Annotated in this window: 12 protein-coding genes; 4 read left to right on the forward strand and 8 right to left on the reverse strand. The window is 38.7% G+C overall.

What is annotated here, in order from left to right:
- Positions 1-21: 21 nt before the first annotated feature.
- The 6 genes from ACT29I_RS01205 to ACT29I_RS01230 all read right to left on the reverse strand — a co-directional run bounded on the left by ACT29I_RS01205 (position 22) and on the right by ACT29I_RS01230 (position 9421).
- A complete protein-coding gene (locus tag ACT29I_RS01205; protein WP_430934338.1) occupies positions 22-1572 on the reverse strand; it encodes a sulfatase-like hydrolase/transferase in 1551 nt (516 codons plus the stop codon).
- A 204-nt stretch (positions 1573-1776) separates the two neighbouring features.
- Positions 1777-3165: a glycoside hydrolase family 28 protein gene (locus tag ACT29I_RS01210; RefSeq protein ID WP_430934339.1), complete on the reverse strand. Its 1389-nt coding sequence runs from the start codon at positions 3163-3165 to the stop codon at positions 1777-1779.
- 93 nt (positions 3166-3258) lie between these two features.
- Positions 3259-4179, reverse strand: coding sequence for an alpha/beta hydrolase (locus tag ACT29I_RS01215; RefSeq protein ID WP_430934340.1), 921 nt, complete (start codon positions 4177-4179; stop codon positions 3259-3261).
- A gap of 98 nt (positions 4180-4277) precedes the next feature.
- Positions 4278-5663, reverse strand: coding sequence for a glycoside hydrolase family 28 protein (locus ACT29I_RS01220; RefSeq protein WP_430934341.1), 1386 nt, complete (start codon positions 5661-5663; stop codon positions 4278-4280).
- 146 nt (positions 5664-5809) lie between these two features.
- A complete protein-coding gene (locus ACT29I_RS01225; protein ID WP_430934342.1) occupies positions 5810-7870 on the reverse strand; it encodes a LamG-like jellyroll fold domain-containing protein in 2061 nt (686 codons plus the stop codon).
- A gap of 198 nt (positions 7871-8068) precedes the next feature.
- Complete coding sequence (locus ACT29I_RS01230; RefSeq protein WP_444792518.1) at positions 8069-9421, reverse strand: family 43 glycosylhydrolase; 1353 nt, start codon at positions 9419-9421, stop codon at positions 8069-8071.
- Positions 9422-11104: 1683 nt separating this feature from the next.
- Between ACT29I_RS01230 and rpsF the strand changes: the two genes are divergently transcribed.
- From rpsF to rplI, 3 genes are read left to right on the forward strand one after another with little or no spacing between them, the layout of a single operon-like run.
- Positions 11105-11452, forward strand: a complete 348-nt coding sequence (gene rpsF / locus ACT29I_RS01235) for a 30S ribosomal protein S6 (protein WP_430934344.1) — start codon at positions 11105-11107, stop codon at positions 11450-11452.
- A gap of 3 nt (positions 11453-11455) precedes the next feature.
- Complete coding sequence (gene rpsR / locus ACT29I_RS01240; RefSeq protein WP_027471639.1) at positions 11456-11725, forward strand: 30S ribosomal protein S18; 270 nt, start codon at positions 11456-11458, stop codon at positions 11723-11725.
- 16 nt (positions 11726-11741) lie between these two features.
- Positions 11742-12188 (forward strand): 50S ribosomal protein L9, encoded by a 447-nt coding sequence (gene rplI / locus ACT29I_RS01245; RefSeq protein ID WP_430934345.1) that lies wholly within the window; start codon positions 11742-11744, stop codon positions 12186-12188.
- 303 nt (positions 12189-12491) lie between these two features.
- On the opposite strand, the gene ACT29I_RS01250 is transcribed toward rplI, so the two are convergent.
- Entirely contained in the window at positions 12492-12893 is a 402-nt protein-coding gene (locus ACT29I_RS01250) for a response regulator (RefSeq protein WP_430934346.1), read from the reverse strand.
- 202 nt (positions 12894-13095) lie between these two features.
- Between ACT29I_RS01250 and ACT29I_RS01255 the strand changes: the two genes are divergently transcribed.
- A complete protein-coding gene (locus ACT29I_RS01255; RefSeq protein WP_430934347.1) occupies positions 13096-15828 on the forward strand; it encodes a serine hydrolase domain-containing protein in 2733 nt (910 codons plus the stop codon).
- An 84-nt stretch (positions 15829-15912) separates the two neighbouring features.
- Here ACT29I_RS01255 and ACT29I_RS01260 read toward each other — a convergent pair whose 3' ends face one another.
- A complete protein-coding gene (locus tag ACT29I_RS01260) occupies positions 15913-17220 on the reverse strand; it encodes a M18 family aminopeptidase (RefSeq protein ID WP_430934348.1) in 1308 nt (435 codons plus the stop codon).
- Positions 17221-17474: the final 254 nt, after the last annotated feature.

Genomic DNA, 17474 nt, shown 5'->3' on the forward strand with positions numbered 1-17474 from the left:
GGTAGTCACCACGTATGTTCATTACCGGTAATCCCAGAAGTCGAACTGCTCTCCTGTATTGGCATTATCATCTCCCAGTTTAACCGCTTTTTCCTTCATTTCTTTTTGCATGCTTTTTACCAGGTCAAAGTATTGGGGCAGGAAGGCCAGGTTGGTGGTTTCCCATGGATCGTTCTTAATATTAAACAACAAAGTGGTTCTTGAACCTCTAGTTAGTTCTCCCAATTTCCAGTCTTTATCCGGAGCCTTAACAAATTCCAACAATTTGTAATCACCTTTTCTGTAAGCCCGTTGGTGTTGCCGGTAAGCATGATAGGTAAAATCACGCACTTGTTCTTGTTCGCCATTGATGACAGGCAATAAACTCTTTCCGGTTACTGAGGCTGGTTTTTTAATTTTGGCCAGGTCGCAAACCGTAGGGAAGATGTCGTGGATATAACAATAGGCATCCAGTCGAACTCCTTCTTGCTTAACAGCTCCACCTGAAATAATTAAGGGCACATGAACGCCGTCTTCATCATAAACGTTCTGTTTGCCCAACAAGCCATGGTTTCCAACACCTAAACCACTATCGCCTGCAAGAACAATAATCGTATTGTCGTACTGTCCAGATGCTTTAAGCGCTAATATTACTTTACCTATTTGAGCATCTAAATGTGTGATAATGGCATAGTAATCCGATAAGTGTTTTCTGGCTACTTCAGGTGTTCGAGGCCAGGGGCCCAGTTCTTCGTCGCGCAAAAACAAATGTCCGTTATCAAAAGGATGTTGTGGCATATAGGATGGGGTAAGCGTAATATCCTTTTCGGGATACATATCTTTGTACTTTTGCGGGGCCTGGCGAGGGTCGTGCGGTGCATGAAATGCCAGGTACATAAAATAAGGCGCTTTCTCATCGTACTCCTGGATAAACTTAATGGCATTTCGGGCGAAAATCTCAGAAGTATGCGGACCGTCTTTTTCAGTTCCTGTTGGTCCTCTTTTATCGTTTTTTAAATCAATGAGCCTTTTCACTTCGTTGCCGTTCTCGTCATACTCCAATAGCCAACCCTCTGTTTTCTTGTAATTACCATCCTTTTTCCAGTCCCACAGCGGCATTCTCCAATGATCGACCAGATAAACACCACGGCTCATCACACAGTCCCCGTCATCAAAAGAACGTGCTAAAGATGGATTATCCTGATGCCATTTACCCACCATATGGGTGGTATACCCTGCGTTACCAAAAGCTTCTCCAATGGTAGTGTGCTCTTTAGGAATACTCTTTCCGACACCATCTAACTTGAATAGTTGACGACCTGTTAAAAGCATAGCTCTACTTGGAACGCATGTTGCTCCTGTAAAAGCTCCCATCAGATAAGCGTTGGTAAATACTATACCTGAGTGAGCAAGCTGATCCATATTGGGCGTCCGCACAGCCTGACCACCCAGAGCATGTATTCCGGTATAACGATGGTCATCGGTATAAATGACCAGTACGTTTGGTTTCTTTGCTTTTTTAGCAAAAGTGTTAAATGTAATAGAGCAGAGTAGCAATGCGAAGCTCCATTTTAGTAGATGTTTTATTTTCATATTAATTTACTTAGCTTGTTTATAAATCATTGTCAGTTTATTGTTAATGTGGCACTTAGTTTTTGGGTGTTGTATTCAGATCTCACCGCTTACAATTCATTGCTCTCTGCGCTCAGCACTGCAGTGTAGCTGTCGTCAGTAAACGGGTTACTTCCTGCTTTTCCATTCTCCGGTCTCCAATTTCTGATTTCCGGTCTGCGTTATCTAATGCGTGATCTCTTCAACTACGTCGTCTAGGATGATACGTTCTCTTTTATCTTCCGAGGTATAGGAGAAATTCAATGCATGTGTTTCGAGTTTTTCGATATGACGGGCAAACATGCTGCCGGCAGGAAGAACGCCAAAAAAGCTAAATTCAGGATAGCGGGTTTCATCTTCAGCTACTACGTTTGTGCTCATTTCTGCAGTTCCATGTCCGGGTAACATGATGTCGATATTATGAAGTGTGACTTTTCCGATGCGATGATTGGTCGTTCCGGTCATTAAAATTCCTGTAGGCGGGTTTATGCGACAGTTGGCTGTATCTCTTATGGTGGCGATCACATTATTGATGACGATATTATCGATAGATCCCACTTTTTGCTTCGGAGCATTGCGATAGGTTCGCAAACGTTCGCCCAATCGAATAAAAATGGGCATCTCCACATTTTCCATGGTGATGTTACTAATGGTAATGCTGTCGATATTGGCACCATCCATACTAAGTATTTTAATGCCTCCTCCCCGGGTATCATGGATGGTACAATTATCAATGGTAATGTTTTTAAAATCTCCCATGGATTCCGTACCGAATTTGATGGTGCCCCAATCGCTTTTCAGGACGCAATGACTCACAATTACATCCCGGGTAGGCATGGGAGAGGTACTTTTGATACAAACTGCATCGTCGCCACTGTCTATGTTGCAATTGCGGATAATGGCATCCCTACTCGAATCTAAATCTATTCCATCGTTGTTTTTATGGGCATGCGAATAGATGTCTATGCCATCTACCAAAATTCCTTCGCACTGAAAAATGTGCAAAGTCCAGGCGGCTGGATGTCTTAACCGCACGCCTTCAACTTTTATGTTTTTTGATTTTACCAAACGAATTAGGAATGGACGGTTGTTTGCAAAGTCTTGTAGTTGACTCTTGTCAACGCCAATTTCTGTCATGGTTTTTAAGAGTTCGGGCCGCTTAAAAAGCTGACCTCTTCCTACAATAGTTCCCTCCCCGGTAATAGCAATATTGCTGGCATTTTCGGCTCCCACTAAACATTTTCCTCTGACTTGGTTGACCGCATCGGTAAATGGATCGATAGTGATGTAATCCTTGGGGTTCTTGCTACCAATTAACTGTGCTCCTTTTTCAAGATGAAGGGTAACATTATCTTTTAAAAGAACAGTTCCCGAAATAAATGCTCCGGCAGGTATTACAACAGTTCCACCTCCGGCAGCATTACAATCGTCAATCGCATTTTGAATAGCGGTGCTGTTTAAGGTAAGGCTATCTGCTGCTGCGCCATAATTGAGTATGTTGGCCACCTTAGGTTGAGGTTGACAAGAGTAAAGGAATATCCAAAGGGTAACACCCAGGTAAATTAAATTTTTCATTTGTTATGTTTTATCTCAGGTTTCTGTAAAATTTTTCGTAGCGTTTGGGAGAGGTTAAGATGTTGAATATAAAATCTGCAAGTCTATTATAATTTACCTCATTGTCTGTTTTTCCAGCCACTCCTCAGCTAATTTAGTCCAGTCTGGTGCAGCAATGCGGCTTTTTCCTAGTCCATATCCATGACCGCCAGTAGGGTATATATGCATGGTGGCAGATACTTTGTGTTTTACCAAAGCCTGATACATCCTTATTGAGTTTTCTACAGGCACAGCTTTATCATCGCCAGAATGTAAAATAAAAGTAGGCGGTGTTTTTTCGCATACTTGTAACTCACTGGAGAATTCAGTAACCAATTCGTCGGATGGGTTTTCTCCAAGCAGATGCTTTCTGGAACCATAGTGAGTAATAACTTTTTGCATACTGATAACAGGATAAATCAACATCATAAAATCGGGACGGATCATTTCGTTATCCATATCGTCCTTGCTTTTGTAATAGGCTCGTTCGAAGTGCGTTCCCAAGGCAGAGGCCAGGTGTCCACCGGCAGAAAACCCCATCACACCTACTTTGTTTTTGTCGATGTTGAATTTCTCTGCGTAATGACGAATGTATCTCATCGCGCGTTGCGCATCTTGCAATGGGGCTTTATGCGAGGTAATTACCGATTCGGCTTGTGGCATACGATATTTTAAAACGAATGCAGCAATACCCCTGCCGTTTAACCATTTGGCAACATCGGTTCCTTCCCAATCGTACGAAACCCCGCCATATCCCCCGCCCGGGCATATTAATACAGCCATTCCATTGGCACTTTGTTTCGACGGTAAAAGGACCTCAATGGTGGGTGCCTGCACGTTTGTTATAAAAATAATATCACGTTTGGGGATAAACGCTTTCCCTTTCGATTTTTGGTGGTTAGGTATTTTTCCTTTCTCCCAAAGAGGAACAGGTTGGGCGGAAATATTAACTGTGAAAAAAGATATGAATAAAATTAATGTAAGTACTTTTTGCATGTTTTTTTATTTTTTTACCCCAGAGTACGCAAAGGATAGCGCAACGAAAGCTATGCTATCTTACGGTTTTAGCGATTCGTGGCGGGTTTTACGTTTTTTTATAGCTTTACTTTTTTATTGTTGGCGTAAGTATTAGATAATGTGCTATTTACCACATCTTTAAATACGACGGGTTTACGAGCATCTTCCCCTGTAATATGTAGATGAAAATTATCTACATGCACATTTTTCATATGGCGTAAAAACATCCCGGAAGCAGGCAAAGTTCCAACCCGACTAAATTCAGGCCACCAGCCTTCCAGTACCTCCAACGTATATTCATTGTGGTCGTTTTTTTTGGCATCTTCCTTGGTCCCGCCACCTGAAACGAAAAATTGAACATCTTTAATAATTACATTTTCTATGTATTTTCCGGGCATTCCGGTTAAAAAGAACGCAGAGTTTTTATCAAGTTCTGTATTGTCGGCAATAATATTCTGAAAGGTGAAGTTTTTCATCTCTTTCATGGGATACATTTCTTCAGGCGCATCTACACAAGCCTTTTGCTGAGCAAAAGTCATAAAGATAGGGCGAGGGACGTTTTTCATTACCAGATTTGAGAATACCATGTTTTTCATGCTTCCTCCTTCATTCATTTGAATTTTAAGTCCGCTGTCCTTAATGTTTTTAAACGTACAGTTGGTCACGGTTACCGATTCAAAATCTCCACGTGAAAGCAGACCGATTCGCATTCCTCCCCATTTTGTTTCGAATACACAGTTGCTGATAACAACATCTTTACATGGCTTATCCGGCAAAGAGGCTTGTAGGCAAATACAATCATCGCTGTTATCAAATGAACTGTTTGAAACACGAATATTGGTGCACCCGTCAAAGTCAAGGCCATCGCCATTGCCATTGGAGCGACTATGGATACGAATGCCTTCTACTACAATTTCGTTGCAATACAACCAAGCGGAAGTCCAGGCAGCAGGATTAATCAGAGTGATATCCCGCATATGAATTTTATCGCAGTTTTTAAAGCGCATCAACATAGGGCGACCTGTTTTCCGGGTAAAATACTTGGTATGACCGTTTCCATCAATTACCCCATGTCCTTCAAAAGCAAATGATTTGGCATCCTCGGCATAAATCAAACACTTGTTCATATGAGGTTCATTCTTGTACATATTTTTATGGGTGTCATTACCATAATCGGCCATGTTGGAGCTTCCTTGAAGTATGGCTCCGTTTTCCACCCTAAGGGTCACATAGTCTTTCATATAAAAAGTTCCTGTGACTACCGTTTTGCCCGAAGGAATTATAACGGTTCCACCTCCGTTGTTGGTAGCTGCATCAATGGCATTTTGCAGTGCATTGGTATCTATGTTTTTCCCGTCTGCCTTAGCACCAAAATCGACAACGTTAAAGTAGGTTTGGGCACTTATATTTGTAATTAGTAAAAGAAGGAATGTAATTATTACCATTATAGATGTACTTTTCATTTCTTGTTTTTTAGATTTATACGTTTGGGTCGCACCAGAATGCTTGTCGAACAGTTTTGGTCAAATTTAAGTATATCCAGGTTTTAAATTGGGTAAACACAGGGGTAAAATGGGGGGTAAATAAAAAATACGCCTTTAATTACAAATTAAATATCATCCATAAAGCGGTTACAGTCCTCCATGTTAAATGTAGGTTCTTCATTAAAAATTTTAACATATCTCGAACTAAAAGAAGCAAAAGTGTTTAATGCTGACTGATTTTGTTTTGTTTTAAGTAAAGCGGAAATCAGGTATTTGTGAGCGATTTCGCTTAAAGGAGCAATGCTGGTCCATGATTTAGCCAAAGTGGCAACAACCTGGTATGCCTGTTTTTTATATTGTGCAGTGCAGATACTTTGTAATAGTGTAATATATTTTTGTTCGTATTGCTCTATTAATGAATCAAAACTGTTGGTTTTAAGCTGACGGCAGAGGGATAAGTCTTCCCGTATGTATTGGTAAGTTTCATTTTTTAGGGATGCTGCCATAAAATGAATATCTACATGTAAACTATTGTCATGTAAAAGTTTCCATTCCCTGTTTTGATACGACAACTCAATATTCCTAAAGTTCTCCAATAACCTACGCAGCCGATGAATATTAGTGCTGCGGTTATTCTTTTGTTGCGAAGGACTATCTGTTTCCCATAATATATCGGATAGTTCAGCCGAAGTAATATAGTTGTTTGTTAAAATTGGGTATAGTATAATCAACGATAAAAGTCTGATAAGCGTAGGTGAGAATTGGTTACTGATATCAATACCGTTTTTGTCGTATGCTTTAAAGGTATGGATAAGGTGGATGGCATTCTTTTGAGCTTCAGTTTTGCGGAATTCCTGCGTGGGATTGTTTTTACCGTTTTTAAGGTAATAAACCACAAAGGTTATTGCTAAAACAGCTATAATTCCAACTAATAAAAAGGGGAGAGGCGAATAATGTTTATGAGGTTCTATAGTTTCCAGCTTTCCGTTGTACACCTGCCTGATTTCATCGGGTCCAAGGGCTCTGTTCCAAAGCGCCAGCTGACTCATTTTACCGTTGAAATTGTTTTTCCAAATACTTCTTCCGACGGTTACAATGGCATTGTTACCTGCTTTCCCTTCAACGCTTTTGGAGTCAAACATGACACCATTGATATAAAAATCGACTTTGTGGTTGATGCTCACCGATATGGCTATGTGCATCCATTCCTTCAAGTCGGTTTTAAAATGTTTTGAGTAGGAGGTATAAAGCATAGGTACGGTAAATAATAAGGCATTTTGCTGAGCATTGAGCCTGAAAGCAAGGTTTTTGTTTCCGATAATAGCCATGACTTTATTGTTCTGTATAGGCTTAAGCCAGCACGACACGGTCATTTGTTGGTCAAATTCAAACCCTTTGAAATCAATAAAACAACTGTCGTTTTTAAAATCGGCACACAGTCCTCTTTTTTCATCATGTGTGAAGTATATATGTTGCCTGATGGACTGTATTTGATGCTGCATATTATTCTTTGAATTACCTTCTAAAGGAAAATAAGCCAGTAGTTTATGTTGCAATGGGCCATTGATTTTACTTTCAAGGTAAAGCTGTTTAATTTCCTTATCTGAGAGTTCTTTTTTATAGATTAAAACGTCATCTACAAGTCCTTGAGCTGCAACACCCATTTTATCGTTACCTAAAATATATCTGCTTCTGTTTTTATGCCAGTCGGGGTTAATCGAATCTGTTATTATGCAATCGCCATTGTAGTATATACGAAGTATTCCAGCGGCGTTCAAGGTAAAGCCAAGGTGTTGCCACGTATCGGCACATATGATTGGTTGGGTGTCTATATCTTTTTTATTGTAATGGTTAAATTGGATTTGTCTTGTAGATAAATAGCGAAAATTGAAGATGTCGTTCTCGCTAAGCAAGGTTCCGGATTGCTCAATGGTATTGCCGGGTTTAATCCAGCAGGCAAAACTCACGGCAGAATCATTGGGGATGATGCTGAGTTTGCTGTTTTTTTGATGGGCCGTAAAGCGACCAACTTGCGCCCTGATTTCGTCCAGATAAGATTCTATATTTTGAGGCTTATCATCTCCTGCAGAAAAATGGTTATGGTATATGGGAAGATGATTGTTTCCTTTAATTAAAACGGAAGGAATTAGAAAAAAGAAATATAGTATTGTTAGAATCCGTGGCAAATTGACATCTTTTTGGGATTATTCACACAAATATAAATAAGTGAACTTAATCGTATATGTTTATTCTAAATTAGTTTTTTTAAAAAGTATGGTTTAGGTATGGACTAGTAGAACTGAAATAAAGGAGCGTTGGCATTTCACCCATCGGCTCCTTTTTAGTTAATTTACTTAAGGATAGTGCTATCTAATACCAAAAGTCTATTTCATCAGCAACCAATTCAAATTAACCGATTTAGTACTCCCCCAGTCCGATTTAAAAACAACCACAAGGTTATGTGTTCCAGTAACGGGTTCTTTAATATCAGCTTCAATGGTTTTCCATGAGCTCCACCCACCCGTATATTCAATAGGGAATTCGGCTATCAATTTACCTTTGGGATTATTCAGCCTTACCTCGAAGCTTCCCATACGTTGACCGCTGGCAACACGGGCCTTAATTTTCCTGGCACCATCAAACTTAACCCTGTCAAATCGCACATAACTCATCATTCGGGCATCGCAGATCATCCATCCGTTAGGCTCTTTCTCTCCTCCAACAAAGGCCGTTTTTGCACCTGAAATATCGTTGTAACGGTCCACCTGAATCGTATCGCCTACTTGCGGGGTTCCAATGCCTCGTAATGTTGGTTTTACTTTTTTAATGGTGCCGTCCTTTTTAAAGGTCATGTAATCGGCTCGCATAGAGCGCAATTTGTTATATCCACTGATATCCCAGGAGTGGTAAAATAGAATCCATTGACCATTATATTCTACAACCGAATGGTGATTCGTTCCATTGTAGATATTATCCATTATTTTTCCCTGATAGGTATACGGTCCCATAGGATTGTCACTGATTGCATAACCAATGGTATAACCTTCATCGGCAAACACATGGGCAAATGTCAGATAATATTTACCATCCTTTTTAAAAGGGAAAGACCCCTCTTTGTAACCGGCAGGCAGACCTTCCACTAAAATAGGGTCTTGGGTTATTTCTTTCATATTATCGGCCAATGGAGCTACGTACAATTCATGTCCACCACCAAAAAACAAGTAGGCTTTATCGTTATCATCCACCAATAAACCAGGGTCTATTCCTGATACACCCTCAATATAACTTTTTTCCCATTTGAAGGGACCGGTGGGACTTTTTGAAACACCAACACCAATTCTACGGAAGGCATTGTCGTTTTTTGGCTTGGCAGGATAATAATAATAGTATTTGCCATCTTTTTCAATACAATCAGGCGCCCACATAGCATAAGTATCTTTTTCGCCCCAGGGCACATCATTTTCTTTCAATATCCAACCATGGTCTTTCCAAGTAGCTCCATTTTCCAGCGAAAAGGCATGATAACCAGGCATACAAAAACGGGGAAATTCTTTCTCCCTGCCATTAGGTGGATAAGTATCGCTTGATGGGTAGACATATAATTTGCCATTAAAAACGCGAGCTGTAGGGTCGGCCGTAAACATATGCGTCACTAATGGGTTTTGGGCAACAATAATCTCAAGCCCCAATAATAAAATCAAGCATATAGCCAGTAAATTTCTTTTAATCTTCAACATCTGATTTTTGCATTTAAATTACAGTCAAATGTATTACAATAGCGTTTTTTATGAGGTAATAATTTGTGGTGAATAAAGGTGGGTAAATATTTAAAATTCATGCATGATACCTTGATGTAAAGGAAACCACCAAGCCACAAAGAACAGCAAGTCCACGGATTAATAATATTAAATATGCGATTTCAGAAGTAAGATTAAATTACTATACATTTTAAAATAATCCAGCATTTCCAATAATAATTTGTGGTAGGAATTAACTAAACTAATATGTATCAAGTCGAATGCTTACATTCTTTTAGGTTTCCCTGCCATAATCAGTATCAATTAGTAGTTCCGGCCACTAATTAAATAAACCTAAATCCAAGGGGTCAACACGCTCCGTTTTTTTTCCGTTTTCGGAGCAATATGTTTTCCTCGAAAAACATTTTAAGGGGTCAATGTCCGCCGGAATGTCATGCTAAAAACATGACCTCAACCAACGTTTGGTAAGGGGGTGCTTGCTCCGGAATATCCATCGAGGAAGAATCACTAAATCGGGGTTAAATCCATTTAAAGCTAAGTTCATTTACTCCTAATATTGAACCGGCGGGAGGGCTTTATAATTCGGCCAAATATTTAAGCATTTTAAATATACAACAGCTTCCGTTCAGAAAAATGGACAGAAACATTGTTTATTCAAAGGTTAATTCTTTTGATGATTTATATCATACAATAGTAAATTCCTGCGAAAGTATTCATTAAGAATCTGATATAAAAAACAAAGAGATTGTTTGTAAACATCTGATTAGTATATTTCTTAAAGAAATATAGTTGGCAAAATTGACTTCAATCAAATTAAGTGCAAGAGCTGTCTTTGTTAGATGCAATTAATCGTAAATAATGCTGTTTAACACAAGAATCAATCCATTATTTAAAATTATGGAGCAGTATGGAATACTTAATTCCATATTTAAGGCGAACCATTCCCAAAATGATGGCAAACGGAAGAATTGAAAAAGGTTCACAACAATTAACCGAGTTCCAAAGCCTAATTCTTTATAAGTTGAATTAATAACTGGAATATGTGCAAAGGCAAAAAGAAATGAGAAAATAAGAAAAAAAAACGAAATGTTCACTCACTTTCTTTTTCAGAAATCCAAAGTCCTTATAAATTTCATGAAATACTGAAACTAATAGTACAATAAAAAATACTATTGAAATTATTTTTGAATAGAAATAGAACAAAAGTGAGATGAGGAAGAGAAAAAGATAGCAAAGGCTAAAATATCTAAGTTCTTAATTTAAGTAGGTCCTTGCAATTAATTGTTCAAGAAGTGGTATTAAAAATACCGATAAGACTATTTCAAGAAGCGATAAGGCAAATATATTATCGTTTAAAACCATCAGCACCAACTACAATAAAAATGCTATCTGATATCAAATAATAATGTAATAGATATATTAATTGTAAAAAAACAATGATAAAGCATTTTTGCCATATGCTAAATTTTTTAAAGAAATTTTATTCATTTCTTCTTGATATAAATGTAAAATATTGAGACTGCCAGAACTGCTATCACTTACCAGTATAATTTGATTTGTTAATCGCCAATGACTTGCGAATATTTTGCATCAAAATATTTGCACTCTGTAATTAAAATAACTACTTTTGCGGCCGAATTTATTAATTAATTTATTATCATTATGTTGAATCATTATGAAGCCGTTTTCATTTTGACTCCCGTTTTGTCTGATGTTCAGATGAAGGAAGCGGTTGAAAAATTCCGTTCTGTGATTACAGAAAATGGAGGTGAAATGGTAAACGAAGAGAATTGGGGGCTGCGCAAATTGGCGTATCCTATCCAAAAGAAATCGACAGGTTTTTACAACTTGTTCGACTTTAAAGTACAACCTGATGCGATCGCCAAGCTAGAGCTTGCTTTTCGTCGCGACGAGCGTGTTATCCGCTTCTTGACTTTCAAGATGGATAAATATGCAGTTGCTTACAGTGAGAAAAGAAGAAAAACCATCAAAGAAAAAAAGGAGAGATAGGCCATGGCACAAAATCAAAGTGAAATCAGATATTTAACGCCTCCATCGGTTGAGATCAAAAAGAAAAAGTACTGTCGTTTTAAGAAAAACAAGATCAAGTATGTTGATTACAAAGATCCTGAGTTCTTAAAGAAATTCTTGAACGAGCAAGGTAAGATTCTTCCTCGTCGTTTAACTGGTACATCTTTAAAGTATCAAAGAAAAGTTGCAACAGCTGTTAAGCGTGCCCGTCACATTGCATTGTTGCCTTATGTTACTGACTTGATGAAATAAAAAAGGAGGACAAAAAATGGAAGTAATATTAAGAGATGATATAGCCAACCTTGGTCACAAAAATGAAGTGGTAAAGGTTAAGAATGGATACGGTAGAAATTACCTTATTCCACAAGGGCTTGCTGTTTTGGCTACTCCTTCAGCTATCAAAGTACATGAGGAGAATATGCGCCAAAGAGCTCATAAAGAAGAAAAGATTAAGAATGATGCGCTTGAGGTAGCACAAAAAATGGAAGGTCTTTCGTTGACCTTAGGTGCTAAGACAAGTACGACCGGCAAAATCTTCGGTTCTGTAAATACTATTCAAATTGCAGAAGCACTGGAAAAAGAAGGTTATACTGTAGAGCGTAAAAACATTTCTATCAAAGAGGACCAAGTGAAAGAAATTGGTAAATACGTGGCAACAATCAAGCTTCACCGCGAAGTGAAGGTTGAGGTTAACTTTGAAGTAGTTGCCGAATAACTTAGTATAAACTTATACGAGATACATTTTCAAACAAACAGGAAAGTCATTTCGCCTTGCGGAATGGCTTTTTCCATTTTTATGGGTTTGGGTAGTGTTTTTAAAAGTAGATTTATGGGCTTATAACATAACGGCTTTGGGGGCATGAGGCAAATCACTTCTTCACATCGATGATAATAACAAGCTTCCCGGAAACGCATGGTAAATATTTCGGTTGAGGGTTATTCGTAATATTTTTTAATACGCTACAAAAAAAAGGCCTCAATTTAAATTGAAGCCTTTCAGTATATTTTAGTATCGAACTCACTTATTCAGGTACTTTGATAATGTTTCCATTAAAATCTGCAGTCTGATAGGTTTGGCCAGGTAATCGTCGCAACCTGCTTCCAGGCATTTTTCTCTTTCCCCCGACATAACATGTGCGGTCTGTGCAATGATTGGTACTTTACCATCTACTTTTTTGATTTCTCTGGTGGCTGTGTATCCATCCATGATGGGAAGCTGAAGGTCCATCAATACCAAGTCAATATCATTTTCTTTGTACATATCAACTGCTTCTTGTCCGTCTTTTGCCCAAAGTATTTTGGCATTTGTTTTTCTAAGGGCGGCATCAAAAAATATTTTGTTGGTATCCACATCCTCAACTACAAGGATTACTTTATCTCCCCAATTTTGGTTAAGAGAACTGCTTATATTTTCACTCATAATGCGTCAGAAATCTAGCAAATGAAATTTTTAGTGCGGCTAAAATAATCTTTGTTGTGGGAATTACCAAATAAAACAAAAACAAAAAGGTTATAATTTTAATGGTCATTTTTCAAAAAACAATTTAAATATTATCTAATAAATTGATTCATTACATTAATTTTGAAATCAAATGAAATCATTGTAGAAAAGAGGTAGTAAAGTGACTAAATATATATACGTATTCTTATTTATTGTAGCATACAACTTTGGGGTTGAGGCGCAGTATTTTGTAAATGAGGAAAAAGTAGACTCCATATACCATACGCTAAGTTTGAAGGAGAGAGTGCGATCCTTACTGGTTTTACCCGTGATACAACCTGACGATGAGGAAGCAGATTCTTTTCCTAAATGGGTAAATATTGAAAAACTTTTAATCCCGGACGGGGAAAGGCCTCCCATGTTATCGGACATAATGATAAGGTCTGCATTCTTGCGGGGAAACAATAAAGATGTGCGAGAGCAACTCATGAACGTGTTGTTGCGAAAGAAGCTGGACGGAGCTTACTTTCCCATGCAATCCCCATATAACCTGTTGTTTCAGAATGAGGATTACAAACCTATAGACTTATTCCTGGAACCTATAGGACGATTGATTATACCTTGTTTGGACGTTGATTCAGGGAATCAAATTTTTCAAACCCATCTTTATCAGCTCCCTAAAAATATTCTTTCGGAACAGCAATTACGCCTAGATGATAATGCACTTCATGGCTCTGTTCCCGATTATTTAAAAGGTACCGATTGGAAGAGTATTCAGGATATAAGGAGGAACTCAAAAGATCCCTCGCTGGAAATGTTACTAAAAAATGGGGACTTAATTTATTCGGATAATGTGGATAATGATTTCGATATTTTATGGAGGGTTTTTGAGAATAATGTTTTGCCTCAAAACCTGCTGGAAGAGAGTTGTAAGAAAAGTGTGATGATACGTGAGTTGTTATCCAATAAACCCAAGCCAAAAGTGTATAATGAAATTAATGAAGAAATAGATCTTATTATAAGATCGATTTATAAAAAAGGTGCAGTGCTGCTCGAAAATAAAGATATTTTACCCATTCGTAATTTGGAGAATCGCAAAATAGCATCAATACATATTGGTACTAATAAGGAATCCATCTTTCAAAAAACATTGAAGAAATATTGTACTGTTGAGAACAATTATGTTGAAAGTGTTCCGGACATAGACCAGATTGCCAAACTAAGAAAAAGTACCGCAGGGTTTAATACGATTATTGTTGCAGTAAATGGTGATTGGTTCGAGAATGATATTAATGATTTGCTGTATTTGTTTCTTCATCAGATATCCTCAACGGCCGACTTGATTTTGGTTCATTTTGGTTCGGGAAACCGGTTGAAGGATTTACCGGTTGAACACCCTTTTAAGGCCATTTTACTTTCGTATGAGATAAACGAAATAGCACAGGGCGTTGCAGCACAGATTGTTTTTGGAGGCGTCGGCGCAGAAGGGGTGTTGGCTAAAAGCATTAATAGCCGTTTCCCATTTGGAAGCGGTGAAGTTACCCGAAAAAGCCGTTTAGGGTTTGCACCAGGTTATAGTAAGGCTATGCCCGACACACTTAAATTAATCGATCAGGTGGTGTATAAAGCCATAAGGGAAAGAGCCATTCCGGGTTGTCAGGTTTTGGTGGCCAAAGACGGGGATGTGATTTACAACAAGGGTTTTGGTTATCATACATATAACAAACGTAGGCATGTTAAAACAACCGACCTTTACGACATTGCCTCCGTTACCAAAATAGTATCTTCAATACCATCGGTGATGAAAATGTACGATAAGGATATGATCGATCTGGAAGATTCGCTGTCGAATTTGCTGCCTCGCCTGGAAGGGACCAATAAATCCGGCTTGAAACTAAATGATATGATGGTTCATCAAGCAGGATTGCAATCGTGGATCCCTTTTTACTTACGTGCAATCGACAAAGATAAACTGAAAGGAGATATTTACAGTCGTCGGTATTCGAGCCAATATAATATAAAGGTGGATAATAGATTGTATATGAATAGGGGTGCCCGGTATAGGTCTGACGTTTTCCGACGCTCCAAAAGCGATGATTTTAACATACAGGTTAGTTCCGGTTTGTATATGAACAAAGCTTTTATAGATTCGATTCGGATGGGCATTGATACGTCCGAAATACAGGGAAATCCTGAGTATCGGTATAGCGATCTGGGTTATTATTATCTGAAAGAAATTATTGAAAACAAATTTAATACCACCCAGGACCAATTTGTTGAAAACACGTTTTATAAACCATTGGGGGCGGAAAGAATGATGTACTTGCCGTTGGAAAAGTTCAACAAACGGGAAATTGTGCCTACGGAAAACGATGTGTCATTCAGAAAAGAAGTGATTCATGGATATGTTCACGATCCGGGTGCGGCGATGCTAGGTGGAGTTGGCGGGCATGCAGGCGTGTTTGCTTGTGCCGAAGACCTGGCCAAGATTTTACAGATGTACCTTAACAATGGGTATTACGGAGGTGAACGGTATATTGATTCGAGCACCTTGAAAACATTCACCTCCATAGTGAAAGAAGGCAATAGGAGAGGCTTAGGCTTTGACAAACCTGTACTCGATCCCGAGTTGTCGGGCCCCACTTGTCATGAAGCCTCCCCATCATCATATGGCCATTCGGGCTTTACCGGCACCTTGGTTTGGATGGATCCGGAATATAATTTAATGTATATTTTCTTATCCAACAGAATCCATCCCAACCAGTATAATAAAAAGTTGATTGCCGAAGATGTTCGAACTGATATCCAGTCAGCTATTTACAGAGCTTTGCCGGATTATTGGGAGAGGCATATCGTGGATCAGTCATCAGTTGACAGTACAACAGACATTAATTATTCAGATAAGGGAAAATAGTTTTTAACATACTTAGTAAAAGTAAAATGGAGCGTAGGAAAAAATCTACGCTCACTGTTTCTTCTTCTCCCTACTTCTTGCTGTCTATGTAAGATTGTAAAAAGTGGTGAACGCTTTAACCACATAGGTTTGATCCATTACTCCTGCCAATTCGCGAACCGAGTGCATGGCCAACATTGGGTTGCCCATATCAACCGTTCGAATATCTATTTGGCCTGTTGAAACATTGCCCAGGGTTGAACCACCTGCCATATCCGAGCGGTTGACAAATTTCTGGTATGGTACCCCGGCTTTTTGGCAAATAGTTTCAAATACAGCTCCGGAATCTCCATCGGTGGTATATTTTTGGTTGGCATGAATTTTAATGACGGGGCCGCCATTCATTACCGGATGTAAAACAGGATCGTGTTTCTCCACCAAATTAGGATGGATGGAGTGTGCCATGTCTGCCGATATCATAAAGGAGTTGTAAATAGTCCGGTAAAAATCATCCTGATGATATCCTAAGGCAGCATTGATTCGTAGCAAAATATTGTTCAACACGGGAGAGCCTGCTCCTTGTTTGGTAACGCTTCCCACTTCTTCGTTGTCAAAAATGCAAAGCATCTGCGTGGTTTCGGAATTGTCGGATCCCAGCAAAGCTTTTAACCCACCATAAGCCATGGCCAGGTCGTCCAGCTTTGGAGAACTGATCATCTCGTTGTCCATGCCCATTATGCAACCTTTTTCAAACTCGTAAAGGGTCAAATCAAAATCAATAATATCATCTTGTTTTACATGAAGCGCTTCTGCTAGCAGACTGAGCAAATAATTGTCTTTTTCGAAGGTTTCGTTCACCACCCCCATCAGCGGTAGCATATCCTTTTGCCTGTTCAGGACAATACCCTTGTCGTTGATCTCCCGATTTAAGTGAATGGCCAAATTAGGAATGATTAACAAGGGTTTTTTTAAGTTAACAAGGGCCGATTTTGGAAATAACGGATTATCGCTCTTAAGGCTTACCCTTCCGGAGATGGAAAGCGGACGATCCAACCAGGTCATTAATATCGGGGCGCCATACACCTCCGTATTCAACTTAAGCAATGTATTCTCAACCAACATCTCCGGTTGGGGCTTTATTTTAAATCCCGGCGAGTCGCTGTGTGCACAGATCATTTTAATACCTGTGTCGGGAAGGTTCCTGTTTCCCAAAGAAAATGCAAAAACAGCAGAATCGTTTTTGGTGGTAAAATATTTTTTCCCTTTTTCAAGTTGCCACGAATCGGTTAAGCTAAGTTCTTGAAATCCATTATCAGATAGTTCTTGTTTGATATTGGAAACCACATGATAAGGGGATGGGCTTTGGTATATAAAATCTATCAGTTCTTGTGCGAATGCTACCTCTTTGCTCATATCATAATTTTTTACGCAATTTATAAATTCAAATGATATTGTGATAACACAAAAGCATGAGTTTTGTTATGGTTGCTACGATTATAGTGTCAGGTAACTTTTATTTTTAGTTTATTTTCAATTTCGATGGCACTCATAAATAACGGATTTGGAAAGATAGTAGACGTATGAAAGCTGAATAAAATACATACCCATATTTAACTTAAAAAATCAAGGATAACAATTACTTACAATATAATCAGCAACAACCAACA

Origin of the sequence: Saccharicrinis sp. GN24d3 (assembly GCF_052400645.1) — a bacterium.
GTDB lineage: Bacteria > Bacteroidota > Bacteroidia > Bacteroidales > Marinilabiliaceae > Saccharicrinis.

Bases quoted from the DNA above. Each gene is read 5' to 3' on its own strand.
- ACT29I_RS01260 (WP_430934348.1), bottom strand. From the start codon at position 17,220: ATGAGCAAAGAGGTAGCATTCGCACAAGAACTGATAGATTTTATATAC.
- ACT29I_RS01205 (WP_430934338.1), bottom strand. From the start codon at position 1,572: ATGAAAATAAAACATCTACTAAAATGGAGCTTCGCATTGCTACTCTGC.
- rplI (WP_430934345.1), top strand. From the start codon at position 11,742: ATGGAAGTAATATTAAGAGATGATATAGCCAACCTTGGTCACAAAAAT.
- ACT29I_RS01220 (WP_430934341.1), bottom strand. From the start codon at position 5,663: ATGAAAAGTACATCTATAATGGTAATAATTACATTCCTTCTTTTACTA.
- rpsR (WP_027471639.1), top strand. From the start codon at position 11,456: ATGGCACAAAATCAAAGTGAAATCAGATATTTAACGCCTCCATCGGTT.
- ACT29I_RS01250 (WP_430934346.1), bottom strand. From the start codon at position 12,893: ATGAGTGAAAATATAAGCAGTTCTCTTAACCAAAATTGGGGAGATAAA.
- ACT29I_RS01210 (WP_430934339.1), bottom strand. From the start codon at position 3,165: ATGAAAAATTTAATTTACCTGGGTGTTACCCTTTGGATATTCCTTTAC.
- rpsF (WP_430934344.1), top strand. From the start codon at position 11,105: ATGTTGAATCATTATGAAGCCGTTTTCATTTTGACTCCCGTTTTGTCT.
- ACT29I_RS01230 (WP_444792518.1), bottom strand. From the start codon at position 9,421: ATGTTGAAGATTAAAAGAAATTTACTGGCTATATGCTTGATTTTATTA.
- ACT29I_RS01215 (WP_430934340.1), bottom strand. From the start codon at position 4,179: ATGCAAAAAGTACTTACATTAATTTTATTCATATCTTTTTTCACAGTT.